The sequence below is a fragment of the Paenibacillus lentus genome (genome assembly GCF_003931855.1).
GTDB classification, from domain to species: domain Bacteria; phylum Bacillota; class Bacilli; order Paenibacillales; family Paenibacillaceae; genus Fontibacillus; species Fontibacillus lentus.
The window spans coordinates 2,592,767-2,607,272 of the sequence record NZ_CP034248.1 but is presented as its reverse complement, the minus strand read 5'-3'; the positions used below and the strand labels follow the sequence as shown (position 1 = coordinate 2,607,272).

The 14,506-nt window shown below is 44.1% G+C and carries 11 protein-coding genes and 1 CRISPR repeat array (1 of these 12 only partly in view); of the genes, 2 read left to right on the top strand and 9 right to left on the bottom strand.

The genetic code is table 11. The features are described 5' to 3' along the window. Positions 1-1,175: a CRISPR direct-repeat array (repeat unit 32 nt; unit sequence ATTTCAATCCACGCATCCGCGAGGGATGCGAC) (it extends 742 nt beyond the left edge of the window). Between the two features lie 170 nt (positions 1,176-1,345). The 8 genes from cas2 to EIM92_RS11610 all read right to left on the bottom strand — a co-directional run bounded on the left by cas2 (position 1,346) and on the right by EIM92_RS11610 (position 11,223). After that, positions 1,346-1,636, bottom strand: coding sequence for a CRISPR-associated endonuclease Cas2 (gene cas2, locus EIM92_RS11645; protein ID WP_125082771.1), 291 nt, complete (start codon positions 1,634-1,636; stop codon positions 1,346-1,348). A 9-nt stretch (positions 1,637-1,645) separates the two neighbouring features. Further along, entirely contained in the window at positions 1,646-2,677 is a 1,032-nt protein-coding gene (cas1c, locus tag EIM92_RS11640) for a type I-C CRISPR-associated endonuclease Cas1c (protein ID WP_125082770.1), read from the bottom strand. Continuing rightward, on the bottom strand, positions 2,674-3,333 hold the full coding sequence (cas4, locus tag EIM92_RS11635; RefSeq protein WP_125082769.1) for a CRISPR-associated protein Cas4: 660 nt from the start codon (positions 3,331-3,333) through the stop codon (positions 2,674-2,676). The genes cas1c and cas4 overlap by 4 nt, the downstream gene beginning before the upstream one ends. Continuing rightward, entirely contained in the window at positions 3,323-4,186 is an 864-nt protein-coding gene (gene cas7c, locus EIM92_RS11630) for a type I-C CRISPR-associated protein Cas7/Csd2 (RefSeq protein ID WP_125082768.1), read from the bottom strand. The genes cas4 and cas7c overlap by 11 nt, the downstream gene beginning before the upstream one ends. Beyond that, positions 4,183-6,090: a type I-C CRISPR-associated protein Cas8c/Csd1 gene (gene cas8c / locus EIM92_RS11625; protein WP_125082767.1), complete on the bottom strand. Its 1,908-nt coding sequence runs from the start codon at positions 6,088-6,090 to the stop codon at positions 4,183-4,185. Before cas8c ends, cas7c begins: the two co-directional genes overlap by 4 nt. Then, complete coding sequence (gene cas5c / locus EIM92_RS11620) at positions 6,087-6,806, bottom strand: type I-C CRISPR-associated protein Cas5c (protein WP_125082766.1); 720 nt, start codon at positions 6,804-6,806, stop codon at positions 6,087-6,089. Before cas5c ends, cas8c begins: the two co-directional genes overlap by 4 nt. A 29-nt stretch (positions 6,807-6,835) precedes the next feature. After that, positions 6,836-9,274 (bottom strand): CRISPR-associated helicase Cas3', encoded by a 2,439-nt coding sequence (gene cas3, locus EIM92_RS11615; RefSeq protein WP_125082765.1) that lies wholly within the window; start codon positions 9,272-9,274, stop codon positions 6,836-6,838. A 221-nt stretch (positions 9,275-9,495) separates the two neighbouring features. Then, positions 9,496-11,223 (bottom strand): N-acetylmuramoyl-L-alanine amidase family protein, encoded by a 1,728-nt coding sequence (locus EIM92_RS11610; protein WP_164515090.1) that lies wholly within the window; start codon positions 11,221-11,223, stop codon positions 9,496-9,498. Between the two features lie 195 nt (positions 11,224-11,418). On the opposite strand from EIM92_RS11610, the gene EIM92_RS11605 reads away from it, so the two are divergent. Continuing rightward, complete coding sequence (locus EIM92_RS11605; protein ID WP_125082763.1) at positions 11,419-12,201, top strand: cobyric acid synthase; 783 nt, start codon at positions 11,419-11,421, stop codon at positions 12,199-12,201. A 179-nt stretch (positions 12,202-12,380) separates the two neighbouring features. Here EIM92_RS11605 and EIM92_RS11600 read toward each other — a convergent pair whose 3' ends face one another. Then, positions 12,381-12,572 (bottom strand): hypothetical protein, encoded by a 192-nt coding sequence (locus tag EIM92_RS11600; protein ID WP_125082762.1) that lies wholly within the window; start codon positions 12,570-12,572, stop codon positions 12,381-12,383. Between the two features lie 744 nt (positions 12,573-13,316). Here EIM92_RS11600 and chvE point away from each other — a divergent pair. Beyond that, positions 13,317-14,408, top strand: a complete 1,092-nt coding sequence (chvE, locus tag EIM92_RS11595) for a multiple monosaccharide ABC transporter substrate-binding protein (RefSeq protein WP_125082761.1) — start codon at positions 13,317-13,319, stop codon at positions 14,406-14,408. Positions 14,409-14,506 lie beyond the last annotated feature (98 nt).

Genomic DNA, 14,506 nt, shown 5'->3' with positions numbered 1-14,506 from the left:
TTTCAATCCACGCATCCGCGAGGGATGCGACTACGAGACTAAAGGTTACCCGCACGGTATCCCGGACATTTCAATCCACGCATCCGCGAGGGATGCGACCATTAAATCTTTTCCCTTCGTCTCCACTTCTATTTCATTTCAATCCACGCATCCGCGAGGGATGCGACGATAGGGGGGTAGGGGATGGATCACAAGGGATTATTTCAATCCACGCATCCGCGAGGGATGCGACACTGATTTGCCGTCACTAACCTTTGCACGGTAAATTTCAATCCACGCATCCGCGAGGGATGCGACTCACCGCATTTCCATTCGTTTTGGAAGGCTTCTAATTCGCATTTCAATCCACGCATCCGCGAGGGATGCGACGTTTAAGGGCATGGATATTCGCGATATAGCCCAAATTTCAATCCACGCATCCGCGAGGGATGCGACTTTTTTACTTTTATCTTCAGCCATGTTATCACCCCATTTCAATCCACGCATCCGCGAGGGATGCGACCAATGTATCAGAGTCATTATTCCAGCGCGATCTTGCAATTTCAATCCACGCATCCGCGAGGGATGCGACTGAGTTTTGCCATAATTGCGGCACAGTGGTAGGGATTTCAATCCACGCATCCGCGAGGGATGCGACTAAGGAGGCGACAAGGGATGATACCACAGGATCATTTCAATCCACGCATCCGCGAGGGATGCGACAAATCTGCCAGAAAGGGCTTTACAGTTTGTACAAATTTCAATCCACGCATCCGCGAGGGATGCGACTCCCAAACGTGTGAGCACCTTAACCGGGTGCGTACTATTTCAATCCACGCATCCGCGAGGGATGCGACATGGGCAAGCGGAATTGCAATTAGATGAGGCAAGTTTAATTTCAATCCACGCATCCGCGAGGGATGCGACTTGAAGAGACGCAGACGCCGTTCCCGTTCAGGACGGAAATTTCAATCCACGCATCCGCGAGGGATGCGACCTAGTGATGTCCCCGAGGATAGTGTCAAAGTCGCTATTTCAATCCACGCATCCGCGAGGGATGCGACGCTTGGTGAAAGTGGGTTGATGATTAAATGAGTATTTCAATCCACGCATCCGCGAGGGATGCGACATGCCGAGGAAGCGGAGTTTCTTAAGGTTTTGGATATTTCAATCCACGCATCCGCGAGGGATGCGACGGCGATTTTCAAGGTAAAATTACCCTAAAATCGCAAATACAAGTATAAATACTCCAATATTTGTTGTTTATCTGATTTTTTCCCAGGTGTTTTCTTCCAACAAATATAATTTAAGTAAATCGGCTGGTGCGAATGTCCCTGGAGAATCATGTTCGCTTCACATTCGCACCTTACAAAATTAGGGGCCCTTCCAAATCTAGTGACTCTTTGACACCAATATGCTCAACCTTATTCTTATAGTTATTCCCAAGCTGGTAGAAGCGAAGGCTATCCTGATCAGGATCAATAATATCCATAAGCTTTAACTTTAGAGTTGCAAATTGAGCGGCATCAACCACGCATTCAAATACTGAGTTTTGCACGCGCTGTCCATAGTTTTGGCATACCTTGGATACCCTTCGTAATCTGCGCTGCCCCGCACTGCTCACCGTACTTACATCATACGTAATTAATACTAGCATATCTCACACCTACTTCCATAGAAATGGAGGATATTCATCCAAGTCATTACGTAAATGACGCGCCAGCAGCAATGCCTGTGCATAGGGCACGAGTCCCCAAGAAATTTTCTCGCCAAGATACGGGTGTGTAATCTTCTCTTGCTTCTTGTTCTGCCAAGCTGCTAAGAATTTTTTTCTTGCTTCATCCGTCATGATCACAGCACCATTCTCTTTATGAAGGAAGTCCTCATGATTCACAATTTTCTTGTTAATTAAAGTCAGAACGAACTTGTCAGCGTAGATTCCTCGTAGCTCTTCCATGACATCTAAGGCTAGAGAAGCTCGTCCGGGGCGATCCCGATGTAAGAAACCAACATATGCATCAAGTCCTACCGCTTCTAAGGCGGATGCCGTATCGTTAGCTAACAAAGTATAAGCTAGCGACAGCATAGCATTTACGTTATCCAATGGCGGTCTTCTTGAGCGGATACGGAAATGAAAATGTTCTTTCTGCTGCAGGATCATTTGATCCAGCAATGCATTGTAGCTTACAGCCGCTTGCCCCTCCAAGCCCCTTAATCGCTCCAGATCTTCGCATACTCGTACATCCATCATGATTGACGATAGGTGCTGGGACACTTCCTTAAATTGATCTACATTTAAACGCAATGGGTAGTCCCGGGTCATTCTCTCAATCATCCATTTATGATTGAAAATTTTTCCTACAATGAAATTCCGGGCAATTTTAGCGGATAGCGACTCGTTTTCCGAAAGTAGGTATTGTTTCTTCCGCAGAACTACATTACCTTTGCTTGCACCAATGACTCTAGCGAGAAATCTTCCACTCATGGTAAGAAACACCAATGAAATGTTCCTGTCTGCACAATACCCCATAAATGCTGGACTTGCCCCCGTATAACCAAATGCTACGATGGATTCCAGATTGTGAAGCGGCAACCTTCCGAGCTTCTCCTGCTCTTTGAGAAGAACAACATTATCTCCATCTAAGGATAAATAGACATCGGGTTGCGTAATAAATAGCGTATTCAGCAGCTTCTTCATTCCTTGATTTTCCCTTCAATATAACTCTTCACAGACCTTTTATTCATCAATTCTGGCAAACAAATCAAATGAAGGGAACAGCTTTTGCAAAAAGAACCCGTCTTGACTTTCGGTGTCAGTCTGCGAATATAGTAATCCTGCATTTCGGAAACGAGCATTCTCACTTTATCTTTCATTTCCGCAGTGATTCCAACCTCGAGTCTATGCTTTATTTCATTGTAAAACATAAAACCTTTGTCTATATTGCATAACAGCATTTCTTCCAGGCATATAGCCTGAGCAGTTAGTTGCAATAAGTCAGCATCATTTAATTTTGGTTTTCCCCGTTTGTATTCAATCGGGTAAGCTCGATATTTCCCATCAGCACCTTGGATCTCTACTCCCTTATCATCCCTAATGAACTCTACTACATCGCATACACCTGTGATCTTAAGTTCAGCAGACTTGACGGGCATTGCTCTTACAATGAGTTTGTCCCCACGCTTCTCCCTAATAAATGGCTGATCCGCCTTCTGATGGAGATATTGTCCTTCAATCGTTCTCACGTTCTCTTCCCATTGCTGCTCAATATGAATAAGCGCCCATTGTCGTTTGCAAAATTGAAAATGCTGTATCCCCGATAACATGAGGTAATCGTCATCTTCCTTAGAGGCCATCTATCACATCAACCTTTAGTCCTTCTAATTCAATAAGTTCCAGCGAATAGTCCTCGATCGATTTCGGCTCTTCCGACCGAGACGTCACCTTTAGCGAACGATGGACTTTGGCAGAAGAATACTGGCCAAGCTTCGATTTATGTTCCCACCAATAGACCTTATGAATTTCCATACTTCCATCCGGTCTCGCCGCCGATGCATCATTTTCAAACAGAGTGACCAGCGCCTGCTTAATCTTGTTCGCATCTTCTTTCGTGAACCCCGTTTTCTCAGCCAATTGCGTATTAATACTTCCATAAAAAACATAAAACCCGAAGTCTACGCGATGCTTCATGCCCATCGTATCTGAACCACGCTCTTTACCCGGCTCAGAATTGACGCTTTTCGTAATTTGCATACTTGTAATATTAATCGGATCAACGCTAACAGCAGTGTGAATGGATACTGGCCCTCTTACACCGACAGAGACACCCCCGCTCTTGTCGGAGCTTTTAAACGCAAACACTTGGCCAAAACTGCGAACATCCAGCCATTCCTGACATGCTATCCTAGCAAAATCATCACTCGAACTGGTCTTGGACTTTAGAATTTTCTCCAATTCTGTGTTTGCATCCGCCCTTTCTCTCAAACTGTTAAACGAATCTGACTTACGGTCATTGGACTGAACAAATATGGATTCTCCCATGTCCTGTAGACGGTTCCTGATTTTGCGTTTGATCGCAACATCCGAAATTTCACCGTGACCATCATAATTTTGTCTTGGACGATTTCCGTTTAAAGGATCACCATTGGGATTGGCATTCGTCACGGATAGAACTACCGCAAAATCTATTTTATGATCTAGAATGGTCATATTGATTTCTCCTCTTCATTAGATGCTTCTACAACATCTTTATTATTTTCCCTCTTCTGATAGAGTTCGTGGCGTTGACTATAGAAACCCAATAAGTATTTTCCAGATAGTGGTTTGTTGTTAAATTCTTCGAGCTTTATTCTAGATGCCACTTCATCAATGATTTTAGAATAATAGTTTGCCTTCGTCCCCAACCGAGCCTGGTACGGCTGCAAGCTTTGCTGAATCGTCATCCAGGTTCTGGACGGATGTCTTGAAAATGCGTTCATATAACGAATGGCATTGCTCGCCCGCGTCTCTTCCCGCCCAAGTGCGGATCGTTCAAGAACATCTGCTACCGCCAATAGTCGTCCGAATAGATAATCCCGATCATTACTTTCTGTGTCTAATGCCAACTTGAATCCCTCCTGTCTATTAATTAGGGCGCAGGCAATACTCAAAGTCTTCTCCCACTCCCATTTCTCCATAGAAACTGGATTGGAAGCCCGCTGATATACACTGGTCACAATATCCTGGGGAATTTTCAGATCATCCACAATGCATGGCAGCAGGCGCTCCATTAATCCTTTTACGATTTTCTCATTAGCTCGCGGCCCATACGCTGCGAATGCAATATCCTTGGTAGCTGGTGCTCCATAAAATTGAACAAATTCACCTTGTTCATTCTTCCGATAACGATGCAGCCAGGCACAAGACGAATGCCACTTCACCAGCCTGTCCAAATACAGTTCCTTATTCATATGGCGGTAGTATAATACAGCCATTCGTCCAGTGGTGGCCGAGTCAAGAATCATAATATTGACCTCGGATTTCGATGTAACATCGTTTCGATAACCATCCAATGCCTTAGATATCTCACTCGCAAGCTCCTGGTTTGTAAATGACTTTTTTTGTACCAACGTAACAGGCGTGGGATCAATGGAGAATGTGTCTTCTGTTGGATCTGCCACCTCCGGCATGTCGTTGCCCCATACCAGAAATACGCGTTGATCTATAATTTTGGCTTGTCGGTTAATCAGCCACTTTAAGGCGTTATGAGCCTTTTGGGATACCTCGTAACTGATACTGGCAACTTCATTACTCTGGCTAAAACGACCTCTAAACGTAAATCCGCTAGTATCATTAGCCGAGATAAGCTTAGCCTTATCCGCTGCGTTCCTGATTTTATTCGCATGCCTGTCCGTGCTCGGCAGCTTTTGACCCGTTACATAACAAATATCTTCACTGCCTAATAAGTCCTGGTAGTATTTAATAAAGGAATCATACATCTCCCGATCTTTCCACACTTTTGTCAAAATTTCTTTGGGAGAGTGCACATTGAAGCGGATAAAGGCACTGTCTTGCCCCCCGGCTACTGTTGAGAAAATAAGAGGTTTCTCCGGATACAGCGGCTCGTATTTTTTATCCCATTTCTCAATTAGCTTGTTATCCGCATCAACGCATAAAATCTTCACATGGACTAGGTCTTGTATTAATTGACCTTTTTTTAAGTAGTTATAAATGCTGCGAACCTTGGCTGTAGCATAAGGAGACTGAGCCCAGCTTTCCAGTTGCTTGATATAATATGCATAAGGCTCTTCTTTCTTGATCTGGCCACCATAGGCGACAAAATCCCCAGCAACATAGCTTAATTTATCGTGCAGCGGATAAGGCGCTATTTTTGAACCAGCGCGACTTGCCGATTCCTCTGTGCACGGAATGAGAGTGCTCGCATCCTTTTTATCAATAATGAACGCGGAGTGAAACTCTCCATCTTCTGTAACTTCTACTTCAATATGCGCATTCTGCGTTGTATGGGAGATAGGTAGTAGAGTATATTCACGGTCATTGTATCTTTTTTCGATTTCCCCGACGCGATCCAGATTCGATTCATAAGTTTCATACAAATGCAATAACCAACTCATCCATTCCCCTCCTCTCCAATTTGTGCTAATAGTCTGTCAACGAACTCAACATTAGATGAATTGAAGGTCTTGGGCAGCATATCGGAAACTTTGCGAACCTGTGTGCATTGTTCTGGCCGAATAAATTGGATAATGCCACTTCTCATCACCGGGTTCCATAGACGGATTTCCATTTGATTTCTACCTGTCTCGTCCGGATAATTGATGCCATGAACCATATGCCCGAAATGTAGTTCTTCTACCTCGTCATAAAATCCCTTACCTTCACCAAACACACAAGGTTCAACGTACCCCTGACATTCCCGCGTCCCAAGAAAAATATCTCTGCGTCCTCCGGCCTTCACCGCTCGTTTCAACATATTGTGATGCTTGTTTTCGTTACGATCATCAGCCAGATCTGGACGGTTCATGTTAAATTCAAAATGCGCTTTGACTTGATACCTCGGTTGCTTCAAGTACGTGTAATTCGCTAATGTATTTCCACCGCTATAATCTATGGGACGAATGCCTTTGGATTCCATGCGTATAGCATTCATGACTCGAACTTCGTCGACGATCATGATCAAAGTCGGTTTCCAATAGACGCTTTCGAGTATTCCTTTCATCGCCTGATAGGTCGGAATCTGATAACTCAGCTTCTCTCCTCCCAATTTTGTCAACGGATCAGTAAAAAGGGCATAGTCACCGTAAACCTCGAACTCGATTGAATTTCGCATAGAACTCACCTCCTTCCTCGTTGGACTGATTAAAATATACTCAAATCAAACCCGCTATCGTTCTCAATGTCCAATCCAAATTCCTCGCTATAAGCCCCTTCTTTTAATACCAATACCTTCCCGTCCAGACAGCTCTCCAATCCGCTATTTTTGGATAATAACTGTAGTTCACGATCAAACAAATTAATCATATATTGCTGCGCTTTCCGTAATAACCGGGTTAGATCCGCAATACTTCTCTCTCCGTTTAACTCTGCAATAATCTCCTTCCCTTCATGACGATATGGAACAAGCACTGACGTGGTAAGATTGTCAATAACCCGAAAATGCTCAGCCGCTGTTCTATAACTGTTAGCCAAATATAAGGGCAGACTTTCGTTATGCTTGCTGTTAAAGGCCTGAAAGTATGTGTTCTCCGCTTTGGCTGCCGAAAGCAGCTCCGTCATTTTCTTCCTTAGTTGCGGGATATCATAATCCACATCATGATCAAATTCTCTATACAGCTGTTTAAAATACCGCTCTATCGCTACATCCGATAAAATATCGCCGCCATACACTGTCCGATCCCGCTTGAGATCGATGAGCATTTTTTTGGATATTTGTTTACCCACTCTGATTTCCTTCAGATGCTTCAAATTCTCTTCTACATGGTCAATGACATACACTTGCCGTAAAGCCTGTTCGCCATGTCGGTTGCATCTTCCCGCTGCTTGCGCGATCGAATCCAGACCCGCAAGAGAACGAATGACGCATTCGAAGCTAACATCTACTCCCGCTTCTATTAATTGCGTGCTGATACAAATAACCCTATTTCTATTCTCAAGATGTTGCCGAACTTCTCCCAAAATCTGATTTCGATGTGCAGCACACATCGATGTACTGAGGTGATATAAAGGAATATCACTATGTTTTTCCTTCAATTGAAGGTATAAATTCCTCACCACGCCCTTAGTATTCAAAATAACGAGAACACTCTGAACCTCTTGCAACCTTTCACTAATAAAGTCCGCAAGCTTCTCATTATTAAATTCCTCATCCGAAGCATGATCTATAATTTCAACACGCTTAAATGCCTCAATAACCTTGGGGAGATTCGATATCATCTCAGCATCAGGCTTGAGATCTAGCTTATGTTCAACAAAGTCCAGAGCAGGCTGCGTTGCCGTACATAGCACAATACTAGATTGGCAATACGTCTCTAAAAAATTCAGAGCCTGATTAAATAAAGAAACGCAGGGAATAGGAACCTTTTGCACTTCATCAAAAATAATGACCGATTCACTTAAGTTGTGAAGCCGACGTATATTCCTACTTCCTTTGGCATAGAAAACATTCAAAAATTGAACCATCGTTGTGAAAATAATGGGAGAATCCCAGTTATCTTTAGCCAGTTTTAGTTTTTGCTTAACATTCATAATCCCATCCCAAGATTCATCGTCCTCATCCACATCATCAATTACGTTTGAGTGGTGCTCTAGGATATGCATGTCATCCTTTAATAGCTTGCGCACTTCTTCCGCATTCTGTTCAATAATTGTGGTATATGGCACAACATAAATAATATGCTTTTTGTGATATAGCTGGGCATGCTTGAGGGCATATCTTAGACTGGCTAAAGTTTTACCGCCGCCCGTCGGGATGGATAACGTGTATACGCCAGATGGCTTCGCTGCATATTGTTCGCAGTGGTCCGACATTTCTCTTCTTAATTGATTAATTCGGGAATGGGCATCCGGTTGAATGGTAAAAGAATTTATTGTTGTCATAAGCCTATTGTAATAAGCATCAAATATTTCTTTTGTATTCGGGCCAGAGTTCTCTGCTATATTCTCTTCAAACAGGCGGGTGTTTGTTCGGTCGGCATCAATTAGTGCACTAAATACAAACTTGGTTAAAAACATCAGTTTATTCTCGTTACTCGCTGAAGATTTTTTCGATAGGAATGTGTCCAGTTCATCTGCGGCTTGATCCACATAACGGTAGAATTCAGATTCCTTCATTACATACTTAAAAAATAACTCCACTGTTTCATCGAACTTATCGAGTTCCTTGTCTCTTACGCGAAACAAATATTTGGATTCCAATTCTGGACTCAAAAAATCCTGTAGATAAGAATGATGGGAAATGATCGCGTTTCCGACGACTTCCGCTAAAATTCCACGGTATCTATTTTCTTTTACCGCTTTGTTTGTATGAAAGAGCTGATATAATAGTTTCCCGCCTGCGGTTGAATGATCCACACTTCCTCTAGTAGGTGGAGATTCTGGGTTATCTACCGCTCCTAAAATATAGTCCTTAAATTCAACGGTGTATTTACCTAAATCATGAAGCACCCCGGCCAATCCAGTAATATGCTTAATTCCTAGCTTCTCACCATGTGTTTCGGCTAGAGCCATTACCCCTAACAAATGCTCTTCCACCGTCTGGTGTTGATGATCTATCTGTCTAATATGAGCTATGTAATGCATCGTTCTCCCTCCTTTATATGACGTTATCCAGCAATTACTGTTTATCAATTTAATTCCTTAGCCCTATATAAAATAATGGATTTGTATACATGATTCGACAGAATTATGTTTTATCCTCCCTTGTTATTTACAGTTTTGGTTAACATTGAATAGAAAATAAAAACTCTCCCTTCGAAATTACTCGAGGAGAGAGCTAGTAGAATTTTAATTATGATGCCTTGCTAAACAATTCCAAAGTATTCTTTTATCGCATCCGCGATCCCTTGGGCGACCCGGTCCTGAAAATCCTCCGTGAAGAGCAAGGCTTCCTCTTCCGCGTTCGATAAGAAGCCCACCTCCAGCAGCGCAGCCGGCATGTTGCTTCTTCTTAACACTTCGTAGTTGTTGTATTTGACTTTGCGATCCCTAAGCTGGGTCGCTTGAATCAGGTGCTTATGCATCATATCCGCCAAGGGTTTGCTTATATCACTGTAATAGTAGGTTTCGGTACCGCTTGCTGTCGGGATATTCAGCACGGAGTTGGCGTGAATGGAGATAAACGCGTCCGCTTGAAGATCATTAGCGAGCTTGGCCCGATCAGGCCTTGTGACGTAAGTATCATCGTACCGTGTAAGCACGACATCGATCATCGGCTCTTGTTTGAGCAACTCTTCGACCTTCAATGCCATCGTCAGATTAAAATCCTTTTCGACTCTTCCTGACACCCCGGTCGTACCATTGTCTTGATCTCCGTGTCCCGCATCAATGACGACAATTTTTCTTGCGTTATCTGTATCTGGGTGGATCGCGCCCGCCACCGTCTTCTCCGACAGTTCTAGAACGATAATAGATTCTCCCGTAGACATTCGATAATCCGCCTGGGCACTTAAATCTAGGACAATTCGTATAGTAGATGACTTGGAATCGAAGAGGGAGTATCGTACTTTACTAGCAAATGAATACTCTTCCTCCACCTCAATCTGATTGACGCCCGCCTCGGCACTATTTTTTACGCTAAAAGCATCCGACAGTGCAGTTCCCGGCAGATCAAGAACGATTCGATCCGGTTGACTTATAGCAAATACCTTCGGCTGTACCGTTTGATCCATAGTGATCGTGAGCCGATTGTCCGTAAAATGAATGTCTTCTATTCTCCGATTCGTAAGAGTTGAGGCAGCATCCGCACCACTTGCCGCCGTAGCTGGGTTTGCCCCAGTACCTGAAATTGAACCTGTAGTGCTTGTACCTGTTGTCGTGCCTGTACTCATTGAACCCGTAGTGCCTGTCCCTGTTGTCGTGCCTGTACTCATTGAACCTGTAATGCCTGTCCCTGTTGTCGTGTCTGTTCTCGTTGAACCCGTAGTGCCTGTCCCTGTTGTCGTGCCTGTACTCATTGAACCTGTTGTCGCACCTGCAGCTGTTCCTGCGCCTGTTCTCGGTGAACCCGTTGTCGCACCTGCAGCTGTTCCTGCACCTGCACTCTTGCCGACTTCCGCTTTAGGCTCCTCCAGAAATTCGAGTGAATCCTGAGTATCAGCAGTCTCATTCGAAGTCAAATACACAGTTTTTATGCGATTGTCCCAGTTCACCTCAAGGCCAAATTCCTCACTCATGAAACGCAAGGGGACAAATGAAGTATTTCCCTTCAGCAGAAGGGACGAAGACAGCATAACGACTCGATCATCGACTTGGGCACTGGATTCATTGACCGTCATCGTTATCGTTTTCTGCTTACTTTGAATGGTTACGGTTTGCTCCGCCTTACTCCAATCTACACTGTAGCCCAACTCCTCTACTACTCGTATAGGAACCATCACTTTATTGTTTACGATTTCAACCTGAGACAAATTTGCCGCGCTAAGCTGCGTCCCGTTAAGAAATATCGAAGCACTATTGGCGTACGCCTGCGAATTAGCACTAATCAGTAACAAAACAATCATAGAAAATACAATAGCCGCAAACCTTCTCAATTCCACTCATCCCTTTGGAAAAATAATCGATGCCCCCTATCAACCCTCAATTCCAGCATCACCCATATAAACGTCATAATCTCCTAAAAGTTGCTATTTTCCTTTATATTTATCTAGGAAAACATTTCTATTTAAGCACTTTCATACGGTATAATAACCAAATTAAATACTTTAGCGAGACGGGTGGTGAACTTTATGAAATCCTTGATGATTGTTGGAACTAGTTCTTCCTGCGGCAAAAGCTTTATCACAGCAGCTTTGCTGCGTATGCTTCGGAACAAAGGGTACGCTGCAGCCCCCTTCAAAGCACAAAATATTTCCTCGAAATCCTATGTAACTGAGGATAATCGTGAGATTGCTTATTCTACTTATATTCAAGCATTAAGTGCTGGCGCAGCCCCTGAGGCGGATATGAATCCCATCCTGATTAAGCCGGCTTATGATGAGACGCAAATTTTCATGAATGGGAAGTTATTTCATACTGGTTGCTATACGAAATATGGAGATTTTCTACCGGAGATCAGAGCAAGTATTGAAAGTTCATTTGAAAGACTTGCGGCAAAATACGATATTCTCATCATAGAGGGCGCAGGCTCAACGGCGGAAATCAACCTGGCCCATGAGGACGTTGCTAATATTTTCACGGCTCGAATAACGAAGTCCCCGCTCCTACTCGTGTCGGACATCCATTATGGGGGCGTCTTTGCAGCGATTAACGGCACCATTGATTTATTGGATGAATCCATCAAGGATCAATTGGAGGGTTTCATCATTAATCGTTATCAAGGAATAAAGGATATTTTACAGCCAGGGATAGATTTCTTGGAAAAAAAGCACGGCGTCCCGTGTGCCGGAGTTTTGCCCTATCAGCAGGACATTGTGGTGCCGGACGAGCAGGGCTTCGATCTTATGGCCGAGCTGCTCGAATCCAACATGGATCTTGGGCTAATCAGCAGGTTGCTGGGGGTTGCGTTGTGATGAACCACAATTTCTCGTAGGGTACGTGGGGTAGAGATATATCAAAAATGAAGCTCTTATTCTAAATATGGTTTCTTACTGAGCTACCAAATAAAGCCTAACTCCACATTTGACGGTGGGGTTAGGCGCTTTAGTTAGAAGTCCTCGTATTAGTTATGAATTCTTGGGTCTCGTAAATCTCATTTTTTATATTTATCAATTATCATTTTTCTTAAATCATTGAGTTCATTTTCGCCATCAATGTAAGTCTGCAGTAAATCCCGATTTTCTTTTGTTAAAGGTTCAGCTCCCAATAAATTAATAGCTTCGGCTTCAGCAACAAACTTTTCTCGCTGCTCTTTTGTCGTATTTGCAATACTGTATTTATTCATATTTCCCACCTCTTAATATTCTGATTTCCGATCAACACCCTCTGCTACGGTAACAGACTTACTCCGGTTCGAAAGTCGACAACGCAAATATCTCCTCACTGAGTATATTATATAAATCTAAGACGGTTCAAAAAAGCCTACTATCCTTTTCAAATTTCTAACGATTGCCACGACCGTTAATCCGTTGAAAATGAGCACTTCGGTATCCTAACGATTGTAATCCACGTTATTTGTACCGAATTCGTTGCAACATATTAAAAACTCTAAAATAGCAACATATACAACCGTTAGAATCTCAGAATGTGAAAAACAAGCGGATTAACGGCAATGGCAATCGTTAGAATTGAAGGGTCTGACGGGCTGAGGGGCTGACAGACCCACGAGCCAGCTAGCTCGCTTACTTGCAGACTTACTTACAGGCTTACTTAAAGGCTGGCAGGCCTACTAACCTACTAACATGCTTACTTCCTTGCTTACTTGCTTACTTGCTTTCTTACAGGCAGCAGGCCTACTAACCTACTAACATGCTTGCTTCCTTGCTTACTTGCAGGCTGGCAGGCCTACTAACTCACTTACTTACCTTACTTACTCCCCCACCATAAAGTTGCTTCCCCACAAATAAGTTTGATTTTTATAAAAAGAGTAGCTTTATTGTAAATACGAACACAGCTCCCCCTTGATATACTGTCTCGTGAAAGCGTATCCAAAATGTAAAAATAACTTATACACGGGGGGTAAGCGATTATGAAAAAAGCGACATTATTGCTGCTGACATTCGTCTTGGCATTATCTTTATCCGCTTGCGGGAGCAAGGATAACAGCAGCGGCGGCACGACAAAAGGCGAAAAAGGCACGGTCGGGATCGCGATGCCGACGAAATCGTCGGAACGCTGGGTCAATGACGGCAACAATATGGTGAAGGAATTCCAGAGTCATGGATACGGCACCGACCTGCAGTACGGCGAAGACGTTGTAGAGAACCAGGTGTCCCAAATCGAGAACATGATTACCAAAGGCGTGGACGTTCTCGTCATCGCTTCCATCGACGGCTCCGCGATTACCGAAGTGCTGCAAAAAGCCCATGATCAAGGCATCAAGGTCGTCGCTTATGACCGCCTCATCATGAACAGTGAACATGTGGACTATTATGCAACGTTCGACAACTTCCAGGTTGGTGTACAACAGGCCTCTTATATTGAAGAAAAGCTTGGGCTAAAAGATGGTCAAGGCCCATTCAACATCGAGCTGTTCGGCGGATCGCCAGATGACAACAATGCTTATTTCTTCTACAATGGCGCGATGTCCATTCTTCAGCCTTATATCGATTCCGGCAAGCTGGTCGTCCGCAGCAACCAGACGAAAATGGAGCAAATCGCCACCCTTCGCTGGGACGGTGCTACAGCGCAAGCGCGTATGGATAACCTGTTAAGTGCTCACTATGCAACCGAGAACGTGGACGCAATTCTATCTCCTTACGACGGAATCAGTATCGGTATTCTCTCCTCCCTGAAAGGCGTCGGCTACGGATCCGGCAACAAGCCTATGCCGATCGTTACCGGGCAGGATGCGGAGCTCGCTTCCATCAAGTCGATTCTAGCTGGCGAGCAGACGCAAACGGTGTTTAAGGATACGCGCGAGCTGGCGAAAAAAGCGGTCGGTATGGCTCTCAGCATCCTCGAAGGCACAGAAGCGGAGGTCAACGACACAGAAACCTATGATAACGGAGTCAAAGTCGTACCTTCCTATCTACTGGAACCAAAATCCGTAGACAAGGACAACGTGGAACAACAATTGGTAGAGACCGGCTACTACACGAAGGAAGAGCTGGGACTGTAAATGGCGTGACTTGAACGAATGCATGCGGTCATCCGCGGTCATGCAGTGGAGATACCATGCGCTAGGAGTGCCACGGCGGCTATCTTGACCAACCGAGG

Bases quoted from the DNA above. Each gene is read 5' to 3' on its own strand.
- cas2 (WP_125082771.1), bottom strand. From the start codon at position 1,636: ATGCTAGTATTAATTACGTATGATGTAAGTACGGTGAGCAGTGCGGGG.
- cas1c (WP_125082770.1), bottom strand. From the start codon at position 2,677: ATGAAGAAGCTGCTGAATACGCTATTTATTACGCAACCCGATGTCTAT.
- cas4 (WP_125082769.1), bottom strand. From the start codon at position 3,333: ATGGCCTCTAAGGAAGATGACGATTACCTCATGTTATCGGGGATACAG.
- cas7c (WP_125082768.1), bottom strand. From the start codon at position 4,186: ATGACCATTCTAGATCATAAAATAGATTTTGCGGTAGTTCTATCCGTG.
- cas8c (WP_125082767.1), bottom strand. From the start codon at position 6,090: ATGAGTTGGTTATTGCATTTGTATGAAACTTATGAATCGAATCTGGAT.
- cas5c (WP_125082766.1), bottom strand. From the start codon at position 6,806: ATGCGAAATTCAATCGAGTTCGAGGTTTACGGTGACTATGCCCTTTTT.
- cas3 (WP_125082765.1), bottom strand. From the start codon at position 9,274: ATGCATTACATAGCTCATATTAGACAGATAGATCATCAACACCAGACG.
- EIM92_RS11605 (WP_125082763.1), top strand. From the start codon at position 11,419: ATGAAATCCTTGATGATTGTTGGAACTAGTTCTTCCTGCGGCAAAAGC.
- EIM92_RS11600 (WP_125082762.1), bottom strand. From the start codon at position 12,572: ATGAATAAATACAGTATTGCAAATACGACAAAAGAGCAGCGAGAAAAG.
- chvE (WP_125082761.1), top strand. From the start codon at position 13,317: ATGAAAAAAGCGACATTATTGCTGCTGACATTCGTCTTGGCATTATCT.